The organism is Campylobacter lari (assembly GCF_900638335.1).
In the GTDB taxonomy this organism is placed as follows: domain Bacteria; phylum Campylobacterota; class Campylobacteria; order Campylobacterales; family Campylobacteraceae; genus Campylobacter_D; species Campylobacter_D lari_E.
Genome location: NZ_LR134508.1, coordinates 1,008,718 through 1,034,164 on the forward strand (window position 1 = coordinate 1,008,718; position 25,447 = coordinate 1,034,164).

Below are 25,447 nucleotides of genomic sequence, written 5' to 3' on the forward strand. Positions count from 1 at the left end.
CATTTTATAATGCTTTAAATTCATCAAGTGCGTCTAATTTTTCCCAAGGATAATCAGCCTGACCCACTTGACCACGAGCAGCTACATCAGCATACATGAAAGTATCTTTACTTGGTTTATCAAGATTGAATTTATTTTTAATCCAATTTGGAGTTAATGGGAAAGTTTTCATCACAAAATCACTTAAAATATCATCATTTAATCTTGTATTTGTTCCCATACAATCTACACTTACAGAAGTTGGTTTAGCTACACCTATAGCATAAGAAAGTTGCACTATACATTTTTTAGCAAGCCCTGCTGCTACGATATTTTTAGCAAGCCATCTTGCAGCATAAAGTCCACTTCTATCAACCTTAGTATAATCTTTGGAAGATTGTGCTCCTCCTCCTATTGGAGCATAGCCACCAAAGCTATCTACTATAAGCTTTCTTCCTGTTAAACCACTATCATGTAAAGAACTATGGTTTACATATTTTCCAGTTGGGTTGATTAAAATTCTTGTCTTTTCTGGACAAAAAAGCTCTTTTGGTAAATTCGAATCTAAAATCAACTCCATCACCAAAGCTCTTAAATCTTCTATTTTCATACTTTCAACACAAGGAGCTGAAACTACAATAGTATGAATGCTTTGAGGTTTACAATTTTCAAAATTTTCTTTATTTACATAATCAATTGTAACCTGAGTTTTAATATCCACCCCAAGTTTATCAGGATTGTTTTTTGCAAACTCATATACTTTATCACAAAGTATTCTAGCATAAGAAATAGCTGCTGGCATATATTCTTTTGCTTCATTACTTGCAAAACCAAACATTATCCCCTGATCACCTGCTCCAATTTCTCCATCTTCTTGATCAACACCTTGATTAATATCAGGACTTTGCTCATTTAAAAATACCATCACATCTAAATCATCAGGATGTAAACATTGCTTTTTACTAAAATGTGGATGTCCATCATAACCAATATCCGCTAAAGCTTTTTTTACGATATTTTCATAATCTTGTTTTTCTAGCTTATGTTTTGATTTAATCTCACCACCAATTACTACTTTATTTCCTGCTACAAAAACCTCACTAGCGACCCTTGAGTCTTTATCATGAGTTAAAAAAGCATCTACTATAGAATCAGCTATAATATCAGCGCATTTATCAGGATGTCCTGCGCTAACAACTTCAGAGGTAAATAAATACATACTATATATTCCTTACTGGATAATTTTTTACAATATCTTATCACATACTAGCTTAAAAATCAAAAAGCTTATTTAAGCTTTACTTTGTTAGAATAAATTAAAAATTTATCACTACAAAAAAAGGTAAAAAATGGGTTTATTCTCTTGTGCAATCAAACGCTATAAAAATGGAAATCTTATTTTGCAAATTTGCATAGGCATTGTTTTAGGAATTTTAGTAGGTGTATTTTCTAAAGATTTAGCTATTTTTGCAAATATTTTTGGTGCTTTATTTACAGGAGCTTTAAAAGCCATAGCGCCGATTTTGGTTTTTATCTTAATCTTAACAACCATTTGCACAAAAGAATTTAACCACGGAAGTGAGAAAATAAAACATATCATTTTCTTATATATATTTGGAACTTTCTTAGCTTCTTTAAGCGCAGTTAGCATAAGTTTTATTTTTCCTGTAGAATTAGTATTAAGTGATGTTGAAAAAGCATCCACTACAAGCCCTGCGCACATAGGTGAAGTATTTAAAACACTACTTTTTCAAATAGTAGACAATCCTATTCATGCCTTATCTTCAGGAAATTATTTAAGCATATTAGCTTGGGCTATAGGCGGGGGGTTTGCTCTAAGACATTGCTCAAATGATGCAAAGCAACTTTTTACTGACATCAACGAAGGTGTACTAAAAATCGTTAAATTTATAGTCAAACTTGCTCCTTTTGGAATTTTTGGACTTGTAGCAAATTCAGTTGCTCAAACAGGGGCGGCAGGACTTTTAAGTTATATTAAATTATTAATAATTTTAGTTTTAACTATGTTTTTTGTAGCCTTTGTGATTAATGCTTTAATTGTCTTTGCTTACACAAAGAAAAATCCTTATCCTTTGATTTTTATTTGTTTAAAACATAGCGCTGTTTTCGCATTTTTTACAAGAAGTTCTGCGGCAAATATCCCTGTAAATATGGCGCTTTGCTCTAAATTAAATATCAACAATAACCTATACAGTATCTCCATTCCACTAGGAGCTACGATTAATATGGCAGGAGCAGCTGTCACCATAGCTATACTAAGTCTTGCAGCAGCTCATACAGTAGGTATTGAAATAAATTTTTTACAAGCCATGCTTTTGAGTGTTTTAGCCGCATTTGCAGCTTGTGGGGCTAGCGGGGTTGCTGGTGGTTCGCTTTTACTTATACCACTTGCTTGTTCTTTATTTAATATTGATTATGACATAGCTATGCAAGTAGTTGCAGTTGGTTTTATCATAGGAGTTATTCAAGATAGTGTTGAAACTGCATTAAATAGCTCAACAGATGTTTTATTTAGTGCTATTTGTTCGGATAATGAGCTTAATTTAAAAATTTAAGGAGGGTTTATGAGGCATTTAATTACTACAAAGGATTTTAGCAATGATGAAATCTTGGCTTTATTTAAAGAAGCAAAAGAATTTTTAGATGAAAAACCACGTACATTTTTAGAAGGAAAAAGTGTTACAACAATTTTCTTTGAAAATTCAACACGCACCCAATCAAGCTTTGAAACAGCCACAAGAAGACTAGGTGCTAAAGTTTTAAAATTAGATGTTTCAAGAAGTAGCTCGAGTAAGGGCGAAACACTTTTTGACACTGCTGCAAATTTAGATGCAATGGCACCAAGTGCTATTATAGTTAGACACAAAAACTCAGGTGTGCCTCATACTTTAGCAAATTATACTCATTGTCCTATAGTTAATGGAGGCGATGGCAAACATGCTCATCCTACTCAAGCCTTACTTGATCTTTTTACTATAATGGAACATTTTGATTATAATATTAAAGGTAAAAAAATAGCAATAGTAGGAGATATTAAAAACTCACGCGTTGCTGCTTCAAATTTAGAATTATTACCTCGTTTTGGTATAGACATTACCCTAGTAGCCCCGCCTCATTTTATGCCAAATTATCCTATTAAAAAAACAAATAAACTAAAAGAAGTTATTGATGATATTGATATTATCATGAGTCTTAGAACGCAAACTGAAAGACATAATATTCCAACCTATGCATCGCTTAAAGATTATGCAAATGATTTTTGCATTAGTAAAGATTTAATAAAAGATAAAAATCTCATTATCCTACATCCTGGTCCTGTACATAGAAATATCGATATTAGCGATGAAGTAATGGCTGATAAAAGATGTAAGGCTTTAACTCAAGTTAAAAATGGCGTTGCCATTAGAATGGCTGTATTAAAAAAACTCATTTTAGAAAGTTAAAATCATGCAAAATTGGAACTTAAGTACATTATTTAAAGATGAGCAAGAATTAAATCTTTTTTTACAAAAAACCCAAGATGAAGCTTGTGAATTTAAAAAACAATATGAAAACAATCTTCATAGTTTAAGCAATGAGCAATTCTTGCAAGCTTTAAAAAACTATGAAGAATTAATCTTAAAACTTTCTCACATACTAACCTATGTGTATTTAAATTTTGCTCAAGATACTACCAAGGGTGCTTTTTATGCAAAATATGAAAATTTAAGTAAAAAAATAGAAGAAAATCTTTTATTTTTTGAACTTGAATTTTGCGAATTAAAAGAAGAAAAAAGCAAAACTTTCATCACATTTTGCAAAGATTATGAGTTTTATTTAAACAATCTTATCAAACACAAAAAACACAATCTTTCTAAAAAAGAAGAAAGAGTTATCCTAGCTCTATCAAGTACAGGTTCAAATGCATTTGCAAGATTATTTGATGAGACATTTAGTGCTTTAAAATTTAATTTTGAAGGGCAAAAATTAAGCGAAGAAGAAATTCTAAGCAAGCTTTATGATAAAGATAGAAGCATTAGAAAAAAAGCTTCAAAATGCTTTAGTAAAACTTTAAAAAAGCAAAATAAGCTTTTAGTATATATTTTCAATATGATTAAAAGCGAACTTACTAGTATTTGCGAGTTAAGATCTTATGAAAGCCCAGAAACTCCAAGACACATAAGAAATCAAATTTCTAAAAAAAGTGTTGATGCGCTTATTAGTGCTAGTGAGAATAGCTTTGATATTGTTTCTAAATTTTATAATGCAAAGAAAAAAATTCTAGGGTATAAAAAGTTAAAAGATTATGATCGATATGCGCCTATTGGAAAAGAAATGCAAGTTGATTTTGATCAAGGAAAGGATATAGTTTTAAAAGCCTTCGAAAAATTTTCTAAAGATTTTTATATGATAGCAAAAGAAGCTTTTGAGAATAATTGGATCGATGTTTATCCTAAAGAATTTAAACAAAGTGGTGCTTTTTCTCACTCAAGCACGTCACTAAGCCATCCTTTTATACTTTTAAACTATACCAACCAAAGACGTGATCTTTTCACTCTAGCACATGAGCTAGGCCACACTATACATCAAAAACTTTCTTATAAAGTAAGTTTTTTAAATCAAGATACACCTCTAACTACAGCAGAAACTGCTTCAGTATTCGCAGAGATGTTGATTTTTGATTATATTAAAGAAAATTTAGACAAAGAAGAGCTTTTATCTTTATATGCAGCAAAAATTGAAGATATTTTTGCTACTCTTTATAGACAAATTAATTTTACTACCTTTGAACGCAGATTTCATGCTAAAAAAGAAGAACTAAACGCTCAAGAACTAAGTGAAATTTGGCTTGAAGAATCAAGAAAAATGTTTCAAGATAGCGTAGTTTTAACCAAAAATTATGGCCTTTGGTATTCTTATATACCGCATTTTATACACTCTCCATTTTACTGCTATGCTTATGCTTATGCACAACTTTTAGTTTTAGCACTTTATGGTCTATATAAAAGTGGTAAATGTATTGATTTTACTTCAATTTATATTGAGTTTTTAAGTAGCGGGGGAAGCAAAAGTCCAAAAGAACTTGTAGCTATGTTTGGCTTTGATATAGAAAGCGATGAGTTTTGGAATATAGGCTTAGAGCAAGTTAGGATACTAGTAGATGAATTTTTAAGGCTAAGCAATGATTGATAAAATTTTAAATAATAAAAATTTTATAAGTTTAATGCAAAAAAGCATTTATGAATGTTTGCAAATTTTAATCCGAGAAGATATTGAGTTTAATATCATTGTAAATACTAAATTTGTTACACTCGAACCTCCTTTGCCTCCAGAATTAGATGTAGTGAGTAAAAATCCTTATTGTATTTTTGCACTTGGTGGTTATACTTTTAAATCTATAGTTTTAACAAATGAACATATAGAATTTCATGCAGGTTTTGGACCTGATGATTTTGCAACTTTTGTGAAGGTAGATTTAGGGGCAATTACTCAAATTCAAGTTGAAGATAATATTATTTTTGTCAATTTTTCAAACTATTTCAAAAAGCAAAATGATCAAAAATTAAAAGAAAAGTCTATGAATGCTTTTTTAAATAATCCTAACAATAAAGATTTATTTAAAAAATGAGCTTTTTTGAAGGTTTAAATGATAGCCAAAAAGAAGCTATCATGCATATTGATGGAGCCATGTTAATACTAGCAGGCGCAGGTAGTGGAAAGACTAAAACCATCACCACTAGGCTTGCTTATTTAATCGACCATGTAGGCATTCCTGCGCAAAATACCCTTACACTAACCTTTACAAATAAAGCTGCTAATGTAATGAAAACAAGAGCCTTGGCGCTTTTACAAGATCAAAATTTACACAATCCCCTTTTATGCACTTTTCATAAATTTGGCTTGTTATTTTTAAGACTTTATAGCGAAAGAATTAATAGGGCAAATAATTTTGTCATTATTGATACAGATGATAAAAAGAAAATACTAAAAGATTTAGCTAGTGAAAATTTGCAAAGCTCTTTAGCAAGCATAGGTGCTTATATTTCAAATTTTAAAAATCAAAGCAAAAGTGCTCAAGAAATACGCAAAGAATTAGAATTTTTAAAAGATGAAAAAAACAAAAATTACGAAGAAATCATTCATTTATATGAACAATATGAATATTTTTTAATCCAAAATAATTTTATGGATTTTGATGATTTACTCATGCTAACTAATAAAATTTTAGAAGATGAACAATTTGCAAAAGAGCAAAGTCAAAAATATACTTATATAACAGTAGATGAGTATCAAGATACCAATGCTTTACAATATCAAATTCTAAAAAAACTTTGCACGTCTCATGAAAATATTTGCGTGGTGGGTGATGATGATCAAAGTATTTATGGTTGGCGTGGGGCTAAAATAGAAAATATCTTAAATTTCAAAGAGCAATTTAACAATGTAAAATTAGTCAAATTAGAGCAAAACTACCGCTCAACTAGCGCTATTTTGCAAGCTGCAAATGAGCTTATAGAGCATAACAGAAAAAGATTAGGAAAAACTTTGATTTGCACCAAAGATGAAGGCGAAGAAATTACAATTTTACAAAATGATGATGAAAAAATTGAAAGTTTTAAGGTCGCAAGAGAAGTTTTAAAACTTTTAAACTCAGGAATTAATCCTAGTGAAATAGCCATACTTTATAGAGTAAATGCTCTATCTCGTGCTCTTGAAGAAGCTTTTAGTAAAGAAAAAATTCCTTTTAAATTGCTAAGCGGAATTCGTTTTTATGAAAGAGCTGAAATTAAAGATATTATTTCTTATTTAAGATTACTTTCAAATTTAAATGATGATTATTCTTTTAAACGTATTATCAACCGCCCTAAAAGAAATTTTGGTAATGCAAGTTTAGAAAAGCTAGAAAATTATGCCAAAGAAAATCATTTATCTTTATTTGAAAGTCTATGTGCTTTGCAAGGAAGTGGATTTTTTAGCAAAAAAACAGACAAAGAATTAGAAAAATTCATACTAAGCATACACAAAATCAAAGAAAAAGATGATTTACTTGCAATGATTTTAGCCTTAGAAGAAGAATTTAAAATCAAAGAATTTTATAAAGATAACCCAGAGAGCGAAGATAAACTTTTAAACATAGATGAACTTTATGCTAACTTAAAAGATAAAATCACTCATGGAAATTATAATGGCTTAGATGATATTTTAAATGAAATTTCTTTACTCAATGAGCAAGATGGACTTGATAAAGAAAGTATTTGTATTATGAGTATTCATGCAAGCAAAGGACTTGAGTTTGATTATGTTTTTATCATAGGCTTAGAAGAAGGATTTTTTCCACTCACTAGCGAATCAAGCAATATAGAAGAAGAAAGAAGACTTGCTTATGTAGCAATCACTAGAGCCAAGAAAAAACTTTACTTAAGCTATGCTAATTCTAGATTTTATAAAGGAAGTCGCACAAGATTAGAAAAAAGTAGATTTTTTGGCGAGAGTAATGTAATCAAAAAAGAATTAACACTAGATCACCAAAAAAATTGCTATAAAAAAGGCGATTTAATCAAACATAAAATTTTTGGCATAGGCAGAGTCACTGGGGTAAGTAAAATAGGCGCTGAAGAAAAACTCACGATTAATTTTGGAGGTATAGAAAGAATGATAATGTCAAGTTTTGTGGAAAAAGTGATATGAATAAACTTTTTGTAGCTTACAAACCAAGTGGTATAAGTTCTAATGCTTTTTTAGGCAAACTCAAGAAAAAATATAAAAACAAAAAAGCAGGTTTTTCAGGAACACTTGATCCTTTTGCAAAAGGTGTTTTACTAATAGCTTTTGATCAATATACAAAACTTTTTCGTTTTTTTGATAAAAATCCAAAAGTTTACAAAGCAACGCTTTGGCTAGGTGCACATTCACTAAGCCTTGATAATCAAAATATCAAAGAGATCAATCTTATAAATACTTTTGATGAGCAAATTTTAGAACAAATTAAAAATGAACTTTTAGGTAAAATCACCTACACCCCGCCCGCATATTGTGCAAAAAAAATAGATGGGGTGCGCTCTTATGAGCTTGCAAAAAGAGGTTTTGAAGTCAATTTAAAACCCTGCGTTATGGAAATTTTTTATACTAAAATTTTACACTATAACCACCCCTTTTTAACCATAAAAATAGCAGTTAGTGAGGGTTCTTATATACGCTCTTATTGTGAATTATTTGCTAGAAAACTTGGCATTAAAGCCACACTAAGCTCATTAGAGCGTTTAAGTGAGGGAAAGTTTTTTTATGAGAATGAAAAAGAGTTAAATCCTTTAGCTTATTTAAATCTTAGAAAAAATACGATAAAATATCCCCAAAAATTATACAATGGACAAAAAATATTTTTGGACGATTTGGAAATTCAAGAAGAAGGTAGCTATATTTTAGAAGAAAAAGATTTTTTTTCTATCATTTCTATCCAAGATAATCAAGTGCAATATTATTTAAATAAGGTATTAAAATGTTAATTTTATCAAGAAAAGAAAATGAAAGCATAAAAATCGGAGATGATATAGAAATTAAAGTAGTTCAGACAGGCAAAGGTTATGCTAAAATAGGTATCGAAGCTCCAAAATCTTTAATGATACTACGCAAAGAACTCATCGAGCAAGTAAAAAGTGAAAATTTACATGCAATTAGCGATGAAACAATAAAACTTGATGACCTGAGTAAAAAGCTTAAAAAATGAAAGCTTACGCAAAAGCTAATATTTTTTTAAAAATCATAGGAATTGATTCAAGATCTTATCATTTATTACAATCACGCTTTGTTTTAATAAAAGATATTTTTGATGAGTTAAACTTTAGTGATGAAAAAACTAAAGAAGGATTTGAAATCACTGGAAATTTTACCCAAGATACCATCATACACAAAGCTTATAAAGAATTAGAAAATTTAGGTTTTTCTAATGAATTAAATGAATTTTTTAAAGACAAAAGTTTAAAGCTTATCAAAAACATTCCTATAGGTGGAGGCCTTGGTGGAAGTAGCACTGATGCGGTGACATTTTTACTTATGATCAACGAAGCTTTAAATTTAAAACTTAACCAACAACAACTTGAACAAATCTGCCAAAAACTTGGCTCTGATTTAATCTTTTTTTTAAACGGATATGATAGTGCAAATGTTAGCGGTTGTGGTGAGATTGTAGAGTATTTTGAAGATGATTTTACCCAACTTGATTTTACTTTTCCAGCTATTGAATGCTCAAGCGCAAAAGTATATAAAGCATTTGATGAAAGCTCATACGATTTAACAGCAAATTTAAATTTAGCCAAAACACTTAAAACACTTAAAACAAGTGAGATTTTAGAATATAAAAATACTGATTTAAACGACTTATTTGCCCCTTGTGTAAAAATTTATCCTAAAATGCAAACTTTTCTTAATGAAGCTTATTTTTTAAGTGGAAGTGGAAGTGGAGTTTTTAAGGCTAAATGATGAAAAAAACTATAGTAAAAAACAAAAAAGCTTTTTTTGATTATGAAATTTTGGAAAAATTTGAAGCAGGTATTGTTTTAAAAGGTTCTGAAGTGGTAGCATTAAGAGCTAGTAGAGCAAATTTAAAAGATTCTTTTGTGCGTATTATCAAAGGTGAAATTTTCTTACTTAATGCTCATATATCTCATCTTAGTACTACACATTCATTTTATAAGCATGATGAAAAAGGTGCGCGAAAACTTTTAATGCATAAAAAGCAAATCGATAGGCTTTTTGGCAAAATTAGCACTCAAGGTTTTACTATAGTGCCATTAGAACTTTATTTTAATGAAAAAAATAAAGTAAAAGTCTTAATAGCCTTAGCCAAAGGAAAAAACTTGCACGATAAAAGAGAAAGCTTAAAGAAAAAACAAGCAGATCTTGAAGCAAGAGCTGCTATAAAAAATCATTATTAAAAAAGGATTTTGATGAAAAAATTTGCTTATTTATTTTTTACATTTGCTTTTGCATTTTTAATAAGTGCTTGTTCAAGTGAAGAAAAAATCGAAAATGAATTTGCTTTTGCTGAGTATAAAATGGGTGATGAAATTCTTTTAAAAAGCGTCAATGGCGGTGAAAAAACCTTAGTAAGAACACAAAATGGTTTTGTGGTAAAGGGCGAAGAGAATAAAATTTTAATGTTTGATTTTTTTGGAACCTTTTGCACACCTTGCCAAGAAGAAGCTACTCATCTGACAAGCTTATGGCAAAAAAATACCGATAATTTTATCATCATAGGGCTTAGTCATTTTGAAAATGTAAGTGATCAAGCCGTAAAAGATTTTGCTATCAAATATGGGGCATATTATTTCTTAAGCAATTCTAAAGAAAATGATAGAATTGTCGCACAAGCTTTAAAAGATATCAACTATCAAAGTATGGAACAACTTCCTTTTAAAGTAGTTTTAAAAGATGGTGTTTATCAAGATTTAACAGACTTTTGGAATAAAGACTCAAAAAGTTATGTGAAATATTATCTTGGGAAAGTTTCTACTGAGATTATGCAAGAAGATATTAATAGGATATTAAATGGGTCTAAAAAGTGAAATTTTAGAGCAACAAAAACTAGCAGAACCTAAAATGTTTAAGGTTTTGCTTTTAAACGATGATGTTACCACTATGGATTTTGTAATTGAAATTTTAATGAATATTTTTCATCATGATTTTGAAAAAGCAAGTGCGATCATGCTTGAAATCCATCATCAAGGAAGTGGAGTTTGTGGTATATACACAGAAGAAATTGCACTTAGCAAAAAACAGCAAGTTGACACGGCAGCAAAAAACAATGATTTTCCACTCCAAACAAGGATAGAAGAACAATGAAATATAAAGAACTAATTGACTCATTTATACCAAATGCAAGACATTTAAGCTTTATCAATCATCATGAATTTATCACTTGCGAGCATTTGCTTTTTGCTTTAGTTAAGCTTAGCAATGATTTTAAAAATCTACTTGAAGAAATCGGAGATGGTGATTTACAAGGCTTTGAAAATGAATTAAAAAACTACTTGGCTAAAAATAACGAAATTTTAAAAAAAGAAATAGAACCTATTTTTTCTGTAATCTTGGAAAATATATTGCACAAGCTAAATGCAAAAAACCAAACAAGTGTGATTGATTTTATCATCGCACTTTGCAAAGAAGAAAAAGCTTATTCTTATAATATTTTAAAAAAACACCTAATAGAAGAAGAAAAAATAAAAGAATTGTTGCAAAATGCTGAATTTGAAAATTTAAAAACCCATACCATAGAGCTAGTTGAACTTGCAAAAAAAGGCAAAATCGATCCTGTTATAGGTAGGAAATTTGAACTTGAAAGAATGATGCAAATTCTAAGCCGTCGTAAGAAAAATAATCCTATTTTAGTTGGTGAACCAGGTGTTGGTAAAAGCGCTGTTATAGATGGGCTAGCACTAGCTATAGCTGAAGAAAAAGTACCAAAACACTTAAAAAACTCAAAAATTTATAGTCTTGATATGGCAAGCTTGCTTTCAGGGACAAAATACAGAGGTGATTTTGAAAAAAGACTAAAAGATATCATTAAAGAATTAGAAAATATCCCTAATGCTATTTTATTTATAGATGAAATTCATACCATAGTAGGAACTGGCGCAAGCAATGAAAGTCATGCAGATATGTCAAATTTATTAAAACCTGCATTAAGCAATGGCAATATCAAATGCATAGGAGCAACTACTTTTATAGAATACAAAAATACCTTTGATAAAAACAAAGCTCTAAGTAGAAGATTTGCAAAAATTGATATAGATGAGCCAAGCGAAGAAGAGTGCTTTTTAATCTTACAAGGCTTAAAAAGCAAATACGAAAATTTTCACAAAATCAAAATCAGTGATGAAATTTTACAAACAAGTATAAAACTAGCTAAACAATTTTTACATGATAAATTTTTACCCGATAGTGCGATTGATTTAATCGATGAGCTTGGTGCAAGCTTTGCTTTAGAAGATAAAAAAAGTAAAAAAATAGTAAAAGTAAAAGACTTAGAAAATACTTTAGCAAGAATGACACATTCTCATAAAATTTATGAAAGCGATCAAGGTAAAATTCTTAAGAACTTAGAGCATGATTTAAAACAAAACATCTTTGGACAAGGTGAAGCTATTAAAGCTTTATGTTCTATTTTAAAACAAAGCTATGCAGGATTAAAAGGTAAAAATACCCCAAAAGGTGTATTTTTATTTACCGGTTCAAGCGGGGTTGGTAAAACTGAACTTGCTAAAAATTTAGCACAAATTTTAAATCTTAATCTTGAAAGATTTGACATGAGTGAATACTCACAAAAACATGATGTGAGCAAACTCATAGGAACTTCAGCAGGTTATGTGGGCTATGAAGATGGTGGCTTGCTTAGTAATAGTATTAGAAAAAATCCTTTTAGTGTAGTTTTATTTGATGAGATAGAAAAGGCTCATCCTGATTTAACTAATACTTTTTTACAAATTTTTGATAATGCAAGCTTGACAGATAATAGTGGATTAAAAGCTGATTTTAAAAACACCATTATCATTATGACTTCAAATTTAGGCCTCAAAGAAAGCAATGAGCTTGGTTTTTTAAGTAATGATAAAGAAAAAAGTAATAAAGCTATAAAAGATTTCTTTACGCCTGAGTTTATCAATCGTATTGACAAAATCATTCATTTTAATGACTTAGATCAAGAAATTTTAGAACAAATCGTTCAAAAAGAACTGGATTTAATGGCAAAAAATTTAAACAATATTACTATAGAAGCTGATAAAAAAGTAAAAGAATTTCTTGCTAAAAAAACTAATAATAGAGAATTTGGAGTCAGACTATTAAAACGCATTATTGCCGAAGAATTAGGAGAGAGATTAAGTGATGAAATTTTATTTGGAAAATTAAAAAATGGCGGTAAATTAAAACTCAAACTTTCAAAAAATGAAAAAATCGAATTTGTATTCTAAACTTTTAAAAAGCCCTGATGATGCTCCTGTTTTTATCAGTGAAAAATTAGAGGTAGATTTTATACCTTATGCATATAGCCTAGGGCTTTTTCCATGGACTAGCAATCCTGTTACTTGGTGGTGTCCTTCTCCTAGAATGGTGCTTTTACCTGATGAAGTCCGCATACAAAAAAGCATAAAAAAAGCTTTGAAAACTTATGAAATAAGACTTGATTTTGATTTTAACTCGCTTATAAGTCATTGTGCAAAAAGAAAAAAAACTTGGATAAGTCAAGAATTTATACAAATTTACACAAAGCTTTTTGATCAAAATTTAGCTCACAGTGTTGAAGTTTATGAAAATGATGTTTTAATCGGTGGTTTATACGGACTTATTATAGGCAAAATATTTTTTGGCGAAAGCATGATAAGTCTTAAAAAAGATGCCTCAAAAGTAGCCCTAATAAGACTTTGTGAGTTTTTAAAACCATATGATTTTTTAATAGATTGTCAAGTACCTAATGAGCATTTAAAATTTATGGGTGCTAAAGAAATGACAAAAAAAGATTTTTTAAAAACACTAGAAAAAAAAGTTTCACTTGAAAGTGGCTTTAAAAATTTCAAAAATTTACTATAAAAAGATATACTTATATATAAACAAAATTGCATAAATATTTTGGAATGATTTTTGCTTTTAGTCTATAAAAGCTTTATTTTAAAGGAAAAATTATGATAAGCCCTTTTAAATCAAAAGAACTTATTGTCGATGCTTTAGCAGGAAGAAATCTAAGAAGTCAAATGATTAACTCTAACCTTGCAAATGTTGATACTCCTTTTTATAAAGCAAGAGATATAGAATTTGAAACTGCTTTGGTTAATAGAGCAAATGAAATTTTCAAAAAAAAAGATACCAAGGAGCTTGAATTAGCAAGCACAAATGTTAATCATCAAAAACCTTGGAAATTTCCAGATCCTAATAAATCAACTATTTATTTAAGAGATGGACATTTAGCAAGAAATGATGCAAATACAGTAGATCTTGATGTAGAAACTACTGAAATGAGTAAAAATACTATGATGATTACTGCTTTAGATGGTGTTTTAAGAAGACAAAGTAATATTTTTTCAACCATCATAGATACAAGCTCTAAATTAGGCTAGGAGAAAAATAATGGCTTATTTAAGTGATTTTGATATTAGTGGATATGGACTTAGTGCTCAACGCTTTAGAATGAATGTAATTAGCTCAAACATAGCTAATGCAAATACTACTAGAACAGCAGAAGGTGGTCCATATAGAAGAAGAGAAGTGATTTTCAAAGCAACTGATTTTAATGAATTGCTAAATAAACAAATTGCTAAAGATAATAATTTTTTAGAATATGAAAATCCTTTAAATGATCCAGCTTCTCAAAAAGATGCAAAACCTGCTATAATGAGTGTAGTGGTTGATAAAGTTGTAAGAGATGATAAAGATTTTCGCATGAAATTTGATCCATCTCATCCAGATGCGAATGAGCAAGGCTATGTTGCTTTTCCAAATATAAACCCGGTAATTGAAATGGCTGATTTAATAGAAGCAACAAGAGCTTATCAAGCAAATGTAAGTGCTTTTACAAGCACCAAAACTATAGCACAAAGTGCGATAGATTTATTAAGAGGCTAATAAATGAACACTATCAATGGTATAAATCAATTTAATAATGCTAACAACAAAAACAATAATAACAACAATACAAGTATAGGCGATGAGTTTTCGAGCTTATTGAAAAATTCCATCAATAACCTTAATAAAACCCAGGAAACTGCTGAAGCTGCTATGGTAGACATCGCAACAGGCGAAGTAAAAGACTTGCATCAAGCAGCAATTGCAATTAGTAAAGCTGAATCAAATATGAAATTTATGCTTGAAGTTAGAAATAAGGCCATAAACGCATATAAAGAAATTTCAAGAACTCAAATTTAATATATGCTTTCAAACACCATTAAAAATAGAGTTTCAAAAGTAGCTTTTGCTTTTTGTATGGCTCTGTTTTTTATGACCTTGTTTTTACTTTCTACTTTTTTTCTAACCTCAAAACGCCATATACCAAACACTCAAAAAGAACAATACTTTTCTGCTCTTAGAGGCAACATTATAACAAGTGATAATTTCACTGTAACTTCAAGTAGACAAATTTATAGAGCTGAAATTGATCTAAGAAGCTTAAATCCTGATAAAAAAGATTTATTTTTAACTCTTTTTCAAATTTATAGTGGTGCTAGTGATAGCCAAATGCAAGATATAAAAAAAAGAATGTTTGCAAAGAAAAAAAGAAGCCATAATTTTATTTTACTCCAAGATATTAATTCAAAAGATGCAAGCTACTTAAAAGAATTAGCCAAAAAACTTTATACTCAAGGATTTTTTAAGTCTTTTACAAATAGTAATGGCAGGGTTGAAACAAGAGGACTTGACATCATAGAACATAAAGAAGATCGTGTGTATATGCCAAAAGACTCGCTCACTCCAATTATAGGTTATACAAGAACTTATATGGATGAGCAAAGTGGAATTTTCAAGAATATAGGTATAAAAGGTTTAGAAAGATACTACAATGATTGTTTAAATCCTTTACAAAACGCTAAAATTCAAGGCTTAAGGGATATAGGTGGTAATATTATATTAAATTCACGCTCTTATGAAAAGCGCAAAATAGATGGTTGCAATTTATACTTAAATATTTCACTAAAACTTCAAAAAGGTTTAGAAAAAGCTATTGATAAAAGAAATGAAGATCTAAAAGCTAATGAAATTATAGTTGCTATCATGGAAAGCAAAAGTGGAAAAATTTTAGCCCTTGCTAGTTCAAGAAGATACGATCCACAAAATCGCGGAAAAGATCTTTCTGTGCTTAATGCAAGTGCGATAGAATATGGCTATGAAGCAGGTTCTGTTATAAAGCCTTTTATATTTACCACTGCTTTAATGCTTGACAAAATCAAAGTTAATGAAGTCATCAACACCCAAGGTGGCCAATATAAGCTTGGTCGTTTTACTATACGCGATGATCATAAAAAAGATAAAATGACCATGGAAGAAGTTATTACCTACTCTTCAAATGTTGGTATGATTAAAATTGCCCAAAGATTAAGCAATATTGAAATCATCTCAGGACTTAGAATTTTTCGTTTTGGAGAAAAAAGTGGCATTGATCTTCCTTATGAACAAAAAGGAGAAATACCAAATCCAAAAAAATTAAGAGAAGTAGAAAAATCAGTATTAAGCTATGGTTACGGTTTAAAAACAACTTTTATGCAACTTCTAGCTGCTTATAATGTATTTAACAATGATGGAATTTATATCACACCACAAATTGCAAATAAAATTTATCAAGATGGACGTTTAATAAAACTTGATGATGAAATTAAAAAAGAAAAGATACTTTCAAGCAAAGCTGCCAAAGAAATGCAACAAATTTTAATCAATGTTATAGAAAAAGGAACAGGCAAAAAAGCACAAACTAAAGGTATTGTCATAGGCGGTAAAACAGGTACAGCTAGAATTGCTGAAAGAAAAGGCTATACTTCAAATCGCTATAATGCTTCATTTTTTGGCTTTGCAAATGATGGGAAAAATAATTACACCATAGGAGTTTTAGTAAGAAATCCCACTAAAGCTTATAGCTATTATGCTGCACAAAGTGCTTTACCTATGTTTAAAGATACAGTAAATCTTATGATAAAAGAAAGTTATTTAAAACCGGATCAATAGGGATTAATTAATGGAAATTAACTATTATAATAATCTTTGTAGTGAAATGTATGATATTTTACATAATAAAGCACCTCAAGATGAATTAGATTTTTATTTATCATATGCCAGAAAAGAATATAAAATTTTAGAACCTTTATGTGGAAATGGAAGATTTATGATTCCTTTTTTAATTCAAGGTTTTGATATCATAGGAATAGATTCTTCTGAGGAAATGTTAAAAAAACTAAAACAAAAATATCCTCTTGCACAAACATTTTGCGCTGATCTTTTAAAGTATAATTTTAAAGAAAAATATGATTATATATTTATCCCATCAGGATCAATTTCTCTGTTTACTAATATCATAGAATGCAAGATTGTTTTAAAAAACATAAAAAACGCATTAAAGAAAGATGGAGTATTTGTATTTGCGGTAGACAACATAAACGCAAAAAGCTATAATGACGATAACTATAAAATAACATCATCGGTATCAACTCATAACGGCTTCAATCTTGTGTTGAAAAATAAAAGTTACTTTGATGAAAAAACACAAACTCAATTTTATCCTAGCATATATGAACTATACGATGAAGATAAATTAATAAAAAGTGAATATATGGATTTTCAAATACATTTATATAGACAAGGAGAAATGGAAGATTATTTAAAAGAAGTTGGTTTTACAAAAATAAATTCTTATTTTTCTTTTTCAAAAACTCTTACAAACAACAACCAATCTGATTTCTTTTTATACGAATGTAGCCATTAAATATCTGTTTTATTTAAAATAAACTCTATAAACTCATCACTATCATTAGGGCAAGCAATAAGCTCATAATCACTTTTTGCTAAGTGTCTATACTCTATTCCAAGCTCAAAAATCGTTTCAGAACAATCTATACAAAAAGATATTGGATAAATCAAAGCTTTTTGATCTAAATTTTCTAAAATATCACTTGTATTCGGTTCAAGCCATTTTACTGGACCTAGTTTTGATTGATAGGATAAAATGATTTGATCAAATTCATTTTTAAGTTTTTCTTTTAAAATACTCACATGCTCTTGTACATGTTTTTCATACAAATCACCTTTTTTAATCACTGAAAGTGGTAAAGAATGAGCAGAAAAAATCAAAGTTTTATAATTATACTTTTTCTTTTGTTCTAAAATATGCTTTATAATCATTTCATTGTAAAGTTCATCTTTATAAAAAACATCAACAACTTTTACATTAGCTTGATTTAGGAAATTTTTTAGCTCATTTTCCACTACTTCTAAAGAACTAATTACAGTGGTTTTAGAATGATGGGGGTATAAAGGAAATAAAATGATTTCATCATTTTTTTGAAAATCATATTTTGAAAAAACCTCATTTGCAAAGGGTGGCACGTATAAGCTGATAAAATCAAAGTTATATTCTCTAGTTTTAGAATTTAATTTATCACATAAACTTTGCGTAATTTCAGTCAACGGGGACTTCCCGCCCATTTTTTCATAGTTTTGCTTCATAGCTTTTAGTCTTGATTTTCTTATCATAAAGGCTACAAATTTTCTTAAAAAAACATTTTTTATCCCTAAAATATAAGGATCGTTAAACATATTTTTTAAAAAAACTTCACACTCTTCAAGTTTATTAACCCCACCCATATTTAGAAAAAAGACATATTTCACTATCAAACACCTTCTAAAATTTCTTGCACTCTCAAAGCATCTTCAATACTAGCTAAATTCTTACAAGCTCCATTTTGTAAAAACTCAAAAAAAGCTTCATGTTCAGCATATAAAGGAGAATTGTCATATAAATTTGGAAATTTTTGCATATTGATAAAAAGTTCAAAATTTTTAAGATCAAGTTCATAGGTATGTTTTTTACCTAAAAGCGTAATCTTTCTTATAATGCATTGTCCATTCCAGCTATCATGGATACTTGCTAAGATATTTTCTAATTTCAAGCTTATCATTACCTCATCTTCAAATTTATCATGATGAAAGCTTTTATAAATATTTGCTTTTAAAATTTGTTCTTGACTTAAAAATCTAACTAAGTCAATATCATGCACACCAAGATCGCTTAAAACACCTACATCATTTATTCTTTGTGGGTAAGGTGAAATTCTTTGTATATTAATACTTATAATCTCATCTTCTAAAAGTTTTTCTTTTAAAGTTAAAATAGCAGGATTAAATCTCTCACAAAAGCCCACTCCTACTCTGACTTTATTTTCTCTAGCTTTTTGCTCTAAAATTAAAATTTCTTCAACATTTAACGCCAAAGGCTTTTCTATCAAAACATTTTTTATTTTAGGAAAAACCTTTAAAGCTATGTCTAAATGCGTATTTGTAGGCGTGGCAATGATAATACCATCAAGATTTTGCTTTAAAAAATCATCAAAATTTTTATGCAAAAAGTGTTTAAATTCATCTTTACAAAAAGGATCATAAAGATGAATTTCTTTTACTTTCAAATTACGCTCAAGTTCTCTTAAATGGTTTTTACCCATTTTACCAAGGCCTATAAGCCCTATTTTCATTTAAAAGCCTCAATCACTCTAACTTGATGCTCTTCTTTTAAAAACGCACTCATAGGTAAGGATAAAATTTCATTGCTTAAAAGTTCTGTATTTGACAAATCACCATTTTTATAAGCAAGATAATCAAAAGCCTCTTGTAAATGAAGCCCTAAAGGATAATGCACAGCAGTAGGTATGCCTTGCTCTTGTAATTTTTGCATGAAAATTTCTCTATTCTCTACACGCACGCTATATTGAGCCCAAGCACTCATAAAACCATCTTTTCTTGGTGGTAAAATGCAATTTTTTAAATTTTCATCATATACTTTTGCTATTGCTTCTCTTCTTTTAATCTCTTCATCTAAGTATTTTAATTTCACATTTAAAATAGCTGCTTGGATGGTATCAAGCCTTCCATTAATACCGATGTATTTATGCTTATATCTTTGCACTTGTCCATGGTTTAAATAAATTTTTATTTTTTGCGCTAATTCATCATCTTGAGTAAAAATCGCTCCACCATCTCCATAAGCACCTAAAGGCTTAGACGGAAAAAAACTTGTGCAAGATATATCAGCTATAGCACATGATTTTATGCCTTTTTGACTAGCTCCAAAACTTTGTGCACTATCTTCTATCAAAGCAATATTTTGACTTTTACAAAGCTCTTTTAGAGCAAACATATCAGGCATAAGCCCAAAAATACTCACAGCAATTACAGCTTTAGTTTTAGGCGTAATAACACTTTGAACTTTTTCTAAACTAAGATTATAATCTTTAAAATCAATATCTACAAAAACAGGTTTAGCACCAATTAGAGCAACCATTTCAGCCGTAGCTATAAAGGTAAAACTTGGCACTATTACCTCATCATCCCTACCCACACCCAAAGCCATCAAGGCTAAAAATAACGCACTTGTGCCACTTGAACAACCTATTGCGTGTTTAATACCTACATATTTAGATAAATTGTTTTCAAATTCTTCTAATTTTGCACCACCTATAAAAGAAGTGCTTTGTAAAACTTCACTAATAGCCTCATCAATTTCATTTTTATAAGCATTATATTGAGCATTTAAGTCTATAAAAGGAATTTTCATTGTATTACCTTAGTTAATTTAAAATCATGATTATAAGATAGTTTTACTTAATTTAAAGTATTTTTGGTATTATTTTAAGCAAAAAACTAGCTAGGAAAATCTATGGATATAAGAAAAGAATATTTAGAATTTTTTAAGTCAAAAGGACATGAAATCACTCCTTCAAGCCCTTTAGTTCCTGATGATGCAACTTTACTTTTTACTAATGCAGGTATGGTGCCTTTTAAAAGTATATTTACCGGAGAAGTACCACGCCCTAATCCTCCGCGTAAAACAAGTTGTCAAACTTGTATAAGAGCTGGTGGAAAACATAATGACTTAGACAATGTAGGCTACACAGCAAGACATCATACTTTCTTTGAAATGCTTGGAAATTTTAGTTTTGGAGATTATTTTAAAGAACAAGCCATTGCTTATGCTTGGGAATTTGTAACTGAGGTTTTAAAACTACCTAAAGAAAGACTATATGTAACTGTGCATGAAAGTGATAATGAGGCCTATGAGCTTTGGCAAAAACACATAGAAAAAGAAAGAATTTATAAATTTGGTGATAAAGATAATTTCTGGCAAATGGGTGATACTGGACCATGCGGGCCTTGTAGTGAAATTTTTTATGATCAAGGTGCTGAGCATTTTAATTCTAGCGAAGATTATATGGGCGGAGATGGAGATAGATTCTTAGAAATTTGGAACCTCGTTTTCATGCAGTATGAAAGAAGCGCTGATGGCACGCTTACTCCATTGCCAAAACCAAGTATTGATACAGGCATGGGACTTGAAAGGGTTAGCGCTATAAAAGAAGGAAAATTTAGTAATTTTGATAGTTCTTTATTTATGCCTATTATTGAGAGTATTGCTAAACTTTGTGGCAAAACTTATGCCTATGAAAGCGGGGCTAGTTATAGAGTGATCGCTGATCATATTAGATCAAGCGTATTTTTACTTGCCCAAGGAGTTGGCTTTGATAAAGAAGGCAGAGGCTATGTTTTAAGAAGAATTATGCGCCGTGCCTTAAGACATGGATATTTACTAGGTCTTAAAAGAGCTTTTATGTATGAGCTTGTAGATGTAGTGTGTGAGTTAATGGGTGGGCATTATACCTACTTAAATGAAAAAAAAGAATTTATCAAAGAACAAATCAAACTAGAAGAAGAAAGATTTTTAAGTACCATTGAAAATGGTATAGAAATTTTTAATGAAGAACTTAAAAAAACTAAAGATATTTTTAGTGGTGAAGTAGCTTTTAAACTTTATGATACTTATGGTTTTCCGCTTGATTTAACCCAAGATATGCTAAGAGAAAAAAATCTTAGTGTAGATGAGGCTAAATTTAATGAGCTTATGCAAGAACAAAAAGATAGAGCCAAAGCTTCTTGGAAAGGAAGCGGGGATAAAGCAGTTAGTGGGGACTTTAAAGTTTTATTAGAAAAATTTGGCAAAAATACTTTTAGTGGTTATGAAAATTATGAAGAAAAAACTAAAATCATGGCTATTTTAGATGAAAATTTTAAAATCGTAACCAAAGCAAAAGCAGGAGATATAGCATGGCTAATGCTTGAAAAAACTCCATTTTATGCAACAAGTGGAGGACAAAGCGCTGATATAGGTTTTATCAATGAGAATGAGGTTTTAGATACGCAAAAATTCTTTGATGTTAATCTTAGTCAAGTGAAATTAAAACAAGATCTTAAAACAAACGATGAAGTATTGGCTTGCATAGATACTAAAAAAAGAGAACAAATCGCAAGACATCATAGTGCGACACATTTATTACACCATGCTTTAAGAGAAATTCTTGGCTCACACATTAGCCAAGCAGGTTCTTTGGTAGAACATAATAAATTAAGATTTGATTTTACTCATCCAAAAGCCCTAAATAAAGAAGAATTAAAGCAAATAGAAGCTTTGGTAAATACTTACATCATGCAAGCAAATGAAGCTAAAATTGAAATTTTAGCTTTAGATGAAGCTAAAAAAAGTGGTGCTATAGCTTTATTTAGTGAAAAATATCAAGAAAAAGTAAGAGTTTTAACCCTAGGAGCTAGCAAAGAACTTTGTGGTGGTACCCATGTGAAAAATAGCTCTGAAATAGGAAGTTTTTACATCATCAAAGAAAGTGGTGTTAGTGCTGGGGTTAGAAGGATAGAAGCAGTAGTAAGCAAAGCCGCACTTGATTATGTTAATGAAAATTTAAAAGAACTAAACCAAACCAAAGAAGAGTTAAAAACTCATGATATTTTAAGCTATGTGGCAAAATTAAAAAATGAAATAGCTAGTTTAAAAAATGAATTAAAAAATTCAAACAAAGCAGAATTAAACCCTAAAGAACTAAACGGCATTCAATATTGTGTGCAAAAAATAGATAATGGCGATATAAAAACTATGATAGATGAGTTTAAAAACAAATTTAACAAAGCTGTAATTTTACTTTTACAAGAAAAAGAAGGCAAAATCATCATCGCAGCAGGCGTTAAAGACGCTTCATTGAAAGCTGGTGCTTTGGTAAAAGAAATTGCACAAATGCTTGATGGAAATGGTGGTGGTAGGGATGATTTTGCAACAGCTGGTGGTAAAGATACAAGCAAAATAGAACAAGCACTCGATCATGCTAGAAAAATCATAGAAGAAAGTCTTGCTTAATGCTTTATCTAGCTTCAAGTTCGCCTTCACGCGTTGTTTTATTAAAAGAAGCAAATATCACTTTTGAGCAAATTATTATAGATTATGATGAGAGTTTGGTAAAAAAAGATAATCCGGGCTCTTATGTGCAAAAAATTGTTTTAGAAAAAGAAAGGCAGTTTTTTACAAAATATCCTGATTTAAAAAATGTTTTATTTGCTGATAGCATAGTTTGTGCTCAAAATATCATTCTTACTAAAGCTAAAAGCGATAATGAGGCTTTTAATATGCTCAATTTGCAAAGTGGCAAAAGCATTAGCGTTTTAAGTGCTATGATTTTAGTTTTAGAAGATAAAAAGATTTTTAATCTTAGTAAGTGTGATTTGATTTTAGATAAATTTGATTTAAAAGATATGCAAGAATATATTGACTCGAAATTATATGAAGGAAAAGCCGGAGCTGTGATGTGCGAGGGATTTCATAAAAAATACATTAAAAAAATCATAGGCCATCAAAGTACAGCACTAGGGCTTAATATAGAACTTTTGAGAGCATTTTTATGATAAAAATTTTAAAAATATTTCTTTCTTTTTGTATAGTATGTGCAGTTGGAGTTTTTATATTTATTGCATATTTGTTTTCTGATTCTGATTTAAATCAATACACCTTTAAAGATTACAAACCGCCTCTTACAACACAAATTTTTGATAAAAATGGGAAATTAGTTGCAAATGTTTTTGAGCAACACCGCTTTTATGCTCCCTATGAAGAACTTCCACCAAGACTTATAGAAGCTTTGGTGGCTATTGAAGATACTAGTTTTTTTGAACATAGCGGGGTTAATATAGATGCGATTTTTAGAGCGGCCATTAAAATTATAAGAAGTGGTGGAAAAACCATGGAAGGAGCTTCCACCCTTACACAACAATTTATAAAAAACACAGAATTAACCCCAGAGCGCACTTTGAGTAGAAAATTAAAAGAAGCTTTGCTTGCATATAAGATAGAAAGTACTTTAACTAAAGAGCAAATTTTAGAAAGGTATTTAAATTTCATCTTCTTTGGACATGGATATTATGGAGTAAAAACTGCTGCACTTGGATATTTTAGAAAAAATTTAGATGAGCTTAGTCTAAAAGAAATTGCCATTTTAGTAGGTATGCCAAAAGCTCCAAGCGCTTATGATCCTACTAGACATTTAGATCTTTCTTTAGCTAGGGCAAATAGCGTAGTACAAAGAATGTATAATCTTGGTTGGATTTCTAAAGAAGAATATGAAGATGCTTTAAAAGAAATTCCAAAAGTATATGATGACACTCTAACACAAAATGCAGCTCCTTATGTAACTCAAGAAGTTTTAAAACAACTAAGCGGAATTAAAGATTTAAAAAGCGGTGGTTACAAAATAGAACTTGCTATTGATCTTGATGTGCAAAACATTGCAAGAGAGGCTTTAAAATTTGGCTATGATGAAATAGTTAAAAGAGATAAAGATGCGAATTTAAGTACACTTAATGGAGCTATGATAGTAGCAAATCATCAAAATGGAGATATATTAGCTTTAGTAGGTGGGGTAAATTACGCAAAAAGTAATTTTAACCGCGCTACTCAAAGCTTAAGACAGCCTGGAAGTTCTTTTAAGCCTTTTTTATACCAAATTGCCATTGATATGGGCTATTCTCCTATGAGTAAGGTTGCTGATATTTCAAGAATCTTTGAAAGCACTAAAAAAGATGAAAAAGATTGGAAACCTAAAAATTATGGTGGAAAATTTTTAGGACTTATAAGCTTAAAAGAAGCACTAACTGGCTCAAGAAACCTGGCTACTATAAATTTAGCTCTTGCTTTAGGGCTTGATGTAATCCATGATAAACTTAGTTTTATGGGTTTTAAAAATATACCGGTTGATTTATCTATAGTCTTAGGTAGCTTTGGGATTTCTATTTATGATTATGCTAAACTTTATACAGTATTTGGAAATTATGGAGTGCAAAAAGATTTGATACTCATTAAAAGAGTGATAGATAAAAATGACAAAATAGTGGTAGAATTTAACTCTGGAGAAAGAAAAATCAGCGAACCTGAACAAGCCTTTTTGATTAATAATATGATGCAAAATGTTGTTAAAAAAGGCACTGGGCGTAATGCTAGAGTAGAAGGGATTGAGATAGCAGGTAAAACTGGTACATCAAATAAAAGCATAGATGCATGGTTTTGCGGATTAACTCCTGAAATAGAAGCTATCATTTGGTATGGTAATGATGATAATAAACCTATGAAACAAATCGAAGGTGGCGCAAGAACTGCTGCTCCAGTTTTTAAAGAATTTTTAACAAAATACTTAGAACTTTATCCTGATAGTGCTAGAAAATTTACCATTCCAAAAGGAGTTTATCAAGGAATTTATGAAAAACAAAGAGAGTATTACACTAATATTTCTCCATTTCCAAAAAACAACCCTGCTCTATCTGAAAATAATGAGATAATTTTTTAAAAATATTTTTTATAAAATAATAAAAATTATTCTTTCATTTTCCTTTATATGTTTTAATACTG

25 protein-coding genes are annotated in these 25,447 nt (G+C 29.8%); 21 read left to right on the top strand and 4 right to left on the bottom strand.

The window, feature by feature from the left end:
- Nucleotides 1–4: 4 nt before the first annotated feature.
- Nucleotides 5–1,198: a methionine adenosyltransferase gene (gene metK / locus EL235_RS05210; RefSeq protein WP_039626562.1), complete on the bottom strand. Its 1,194-nt coding sequence runs from the start codon at nt 1,196–1,198 to the stop codon at nt 5–7.
- Between the two features lie 130 nt (nt 1,199–1,328).
- Between metK and sstT the strand changes: the two genes are divergently transcribed.
- From sstT to EL235_RS05300, 18 genes are all read left to right on the top strand, one after another.
- On the top strand, nt 1,329–2,555 hold the full coding sequence (gene sstT, locus EL235_RS05215; RefSeq protein ID WP_114640456.1) for a serine/threonine transporter SstT: 1,227 nt from the start codon (nt 1,329–1,331) through the stop codon (nt 2,553–2,555).
- A gap of 9 nt (nt 2,556–2,564) precedes the next feature.
- A complete protein-coding gene (locus EL235_RS05220) occupies nt 2,565–3,443 on the top strand; it encodes an aspartate carbamoyltransferase catalytic subunit (RefSeq protein ID WP_039626566.1) in 879 nt (292 codons plus the stop codon).
- A gap of 4 nt (nt 3,444–3,447) precedes the next feature.
- Complete coding sequence (locus EL235_RS05225) at nt 3,448–5,169, top strand: M3 family oligoendopeptidase (RefSeq protein ID WP_126340951.1); 1,722 nt, start codon at nt 3,448–3,450, stop codon at nt 5,167–5,169.
- Nucleotides 5,162–5,608: a hypothetical protein gene (locus tag EL235_RS05230; protein ID WP_039626570.1), complete on the top strand. Its 447-nt coding sequence runs from the start codon at nt 5,162–5,164 to the stop codon at nt 5,606–5,608. The genes EL235_RS05225 and EL235_RS05230 overlap by 8 nt, the downstream gene beginning before the upstream one ends.
- Nucleotides 5,605–7,668, top strand: a complete 2,064-nt coding sequence (locus tag EL235_RS05235) for an ATP-dependent helicase (protein ID WP_114640459.1) — start codon at nt 5,605–5,607, stop codon at nt 7,666–7,668. Before EL235_RS05230 ends, EL235_RS05235 begins: the two co-directional genes overlap by 4 nt.
- Entirely contained in the window at nt 7,665–8,483 is an 819-nt protein-coding gene (locus EL235_RS05240) for a pseudouridine synthase family protein (protein WP_114640460.1), read from the top strand. Before EL235_RS05235 ends, EL235_RS05240 begins: the two co-directional genes overlap by 4 nt.
- On the top strand, nt 8,477–8,704 hold the full coding sequence (gene csrA, locus EL235_RS05245) for a carbon storage regulator CsrA (RefSeq protein ID WP_012661763.1): 228 nt from the start codon (nt 8,477–8,479) through the stop codon (nt 8,702–8,704). The genes EL235_RS05240 and csrA overlap by 7 nt, the downstream gene beginning before the upstream one ends.
- Complete coding sequence (locus EL235_RS05250; protein ID WP_039626575.1) at nt 8,701–9,456, top strand: 4-(cytidine 5'-diphospho)-2-C-methyl-D-erythritol kinase; 756 nt, start codon at nt 8,701–8,703, stop codon at nt 9,454–9,456. The genes csrA and EL235_RS05250 overlap by 4 nt, the downstream gene beginning before the upstream one ends.
- Nucleotides 9,456–9,911: an SsrA-binding protein SmpB gene (gene smpB / locus EL235_RS05255; RefSeq protein ID WP_039626577.1), complete on the top strand. Its 456-nt coding sequence runs from the start codon at nt 9,456–9,458 to the stop codon at nt 9,909–9,911. Before EL235_RS05250 ends, smpB begins: the two co-directional genes overlap by 1 nt.
- Before the next feature lie 12 nt (nt 9,912–9,923).
- The gene (locus EL235_RS05260) at nt 9,924–10,541 is read left to right on the top strand and encodes a thioredoxin domain-containing protein (protein ID WP_126340952.1); all 618 of its coding nucleotides are present in this window, start codon (nt 9,924–9,926) and stop codon (nt 10,539–10,541) included.
- Nucleotides 10,525–10,818, top strand: coding sequence for an ATP-dependent Clp protease adaptor ClpS (locus EL235_RS05265; protein WP_039626581.1), 294 nt, complete (start codon nt 10,525–10,527; stop codon nt 10,816–10,818). The genes EL235_RS05260 and EL235_RS05265 overlap by 17 nt, the downstream gene beginning before the upstream one ends.
- Complete coding sequence (locus tag EL235_RS05270) at nt 10,815–12,944, top strand: AAA family ATPase (RefSeq protein WP_126340953.1); 2,130 nt, start codon at nt 10,815–10,817, stop codon at nt 12,942–12,944. Before EL235_RS05265 ends, EL235_RS05270 begins: the two co-directional genes overlap by 4 nt.
- The gene (aat, locus tag EL235_RS05275; protein WP_126340954.1) at nt 12,919–13,560 is read left to right on the top strand and encodes a leucyl/phenylalanyl-tRNA--protein transferase; all 642 of its coding nucleotides are present in this window, start codon (nt 12,919–12,921) and stop codon (nt 13,558–13,560) included. The genes EL235_RS05270 and aat overlap by 26 nt, the downstream gene beginning before the upstream one ends.
- Nucleotides 13,561–13,652: 92 nt before the next feature.
- A complete protein-coding gene (gene flgB / locus EL235_RS05280) occupies nt 13,653–14,084 on the top strand; it encodes a flagellar basal body rod protein FlgB (protein ID WP_039626587.1) in 432 nt (143 codons plus the stop codon).
- Nucleotides 14,085–14,094: 10 nt separating this feature from the next.
- The gene (flgC, locus tag EL235_RS05285) at nt 14,095–14,589 is read left to right on the top strand and encodes a flagellar basal body rod protein FlgC (RefSeq protein WP_039618718.1); all 495 of its coding nucleotides are present in this window, start codon (nt 14,095–14,097) and stop codon (nt 14,587–14,589) included.
- Between the two features lie 3 nt (nt 14,590–14,592).
- Nucleotides 14,593–14,889: a flagellar hook-basal body complex protein FliE gene (fliE, locus tag EL235_RS05290; protein WP_039626589.1), complete on the top strand. Its 297-nt coding sequence runs from the start codon at nt 14,593–14,595 to the stop codon at nt 14,887–14,889.
- A gap of 3 nt (nt 14,890–14,892) precedes the next feature.
- Nucleotides 14,893–16,677 carry a cell division protein FtsI/penicillin-binding protein gene (locus EL235_RS05295; RefSeq protein WP_039626591.1) on the top strand — a complete coding sequence of 595 codons (1,785 nt, stop codon included), beginning with the start codon at nt 14,893–14,895 and terminating at the stop codon, nt 16,675–16,677.
- 10 nt (nt 16,678–16,687) lie between these two features.
- Nucleotides 16,688–17,431 (top strand): class I SAM-dependent methyltransferase, encoded by a 744-nt coding sequence (locus tag EL235_RS05300; RefSeq protein ID WP_126340955.1) that lies wholly within the window; start codon nt 16,688–16,690, stop codon nt 17,429–17,431.
- On the opposite strand, the gene hemH is transcribed toward EL235_RS05300, so the two are convergent.
- From hemH to EL235_RS05315, 3 genes are read right to left on the bottom strand one after another with little or no spacing between them, the layout of a single operon-like run.
- Entirely contained in the window at nt 17,428–18,333 is a 906-nt protein-coding gene (gene hemH, locus EL235_RS05305; protein WP_126340956.1) for a ferrochelatase, read from the bottom strand. The two genes, EL235_RS05300 and hemH, sit on opposite strands and share 4 nt — an antisense overlap.
- Nucleotides 18,334–18,335: 2 nt before the next feature.
- Entirely contained in the window at nt 18,336–19,193 is an 858-nt protein-coding gene (locus EL235_RS05310; protein WP_114640468.1) for a Gfo/Idh/MocA family protein, read from the bottom strand.
- Nucleotides 19,190–20,266, bottom strand: a complete 1,077-nt coding sequence (locus tag EL235_RS05315) for a DegT/DnrJ/EryC1/StrS family aminotransferase (protein ID WP_232017412.1) — start codon at nt 20,264–20,266, stop codon at nt 19,190–19,192. The genes EL235_RS05310 and EL235_RS05315 overlap by 4 nt, the downstream gene beginning before the upstream one ends.
- 108 nt (nt 20,267–20,374) lie before the next feature.
- Here EL235_RS05315 and alaS point away from each other — a divergent pair, with 108 nt between their 5' ends.
- Genes alaS through EL235_RS05330 form a run of 3 tightly spaced genes read left to right on the top strand, consistent with a single transcriptional unit; the run spans nt 20,375 to nt 25,385 of the window.
- Nucleotides 20,375–22,912: an alanine--tRNA ligase gene (alaS, locus tag EL235_RS05320; RefSeq protein ID WP_114640470.1), complete on the top strand. Its 2,538-nt coding sequence runs from the start codon at nt 20,375–20,377 to the stop codon at nt 22,910–22,912.
- Nucleotides 22,912–23,454: a septum formation inhibitor Maf gene (gene maf / locus EL235_RS05325; protein WP_039626603.1), complete on the top strand. Its 543-nt coding sequence runs from the start codon at nt 22,912–22,914 to the stop codon at nt 23,452–23,454. Before alaS ends, maf begins: the two co-directional genes overlap by 1 nt.
- Nucleotides 23,454–25,385 (top strand): PBP1A family penicillin-binding protein, encoded by a 1,932-nt coding sequence (locus EL235_RS05330; RefSeq protein WP_126341196.1) that lies wholly within the window; start codon nt 23,454–23,456, stop codon nt 25,383–25,385. The genes maf and EL235_RS05330 overlap by 1 nt, the downstream gene beginning before the upstream one ends.
- The last annotated feature ends 62 nt before the right edge of the window (nt 25,386–25,447 follow it).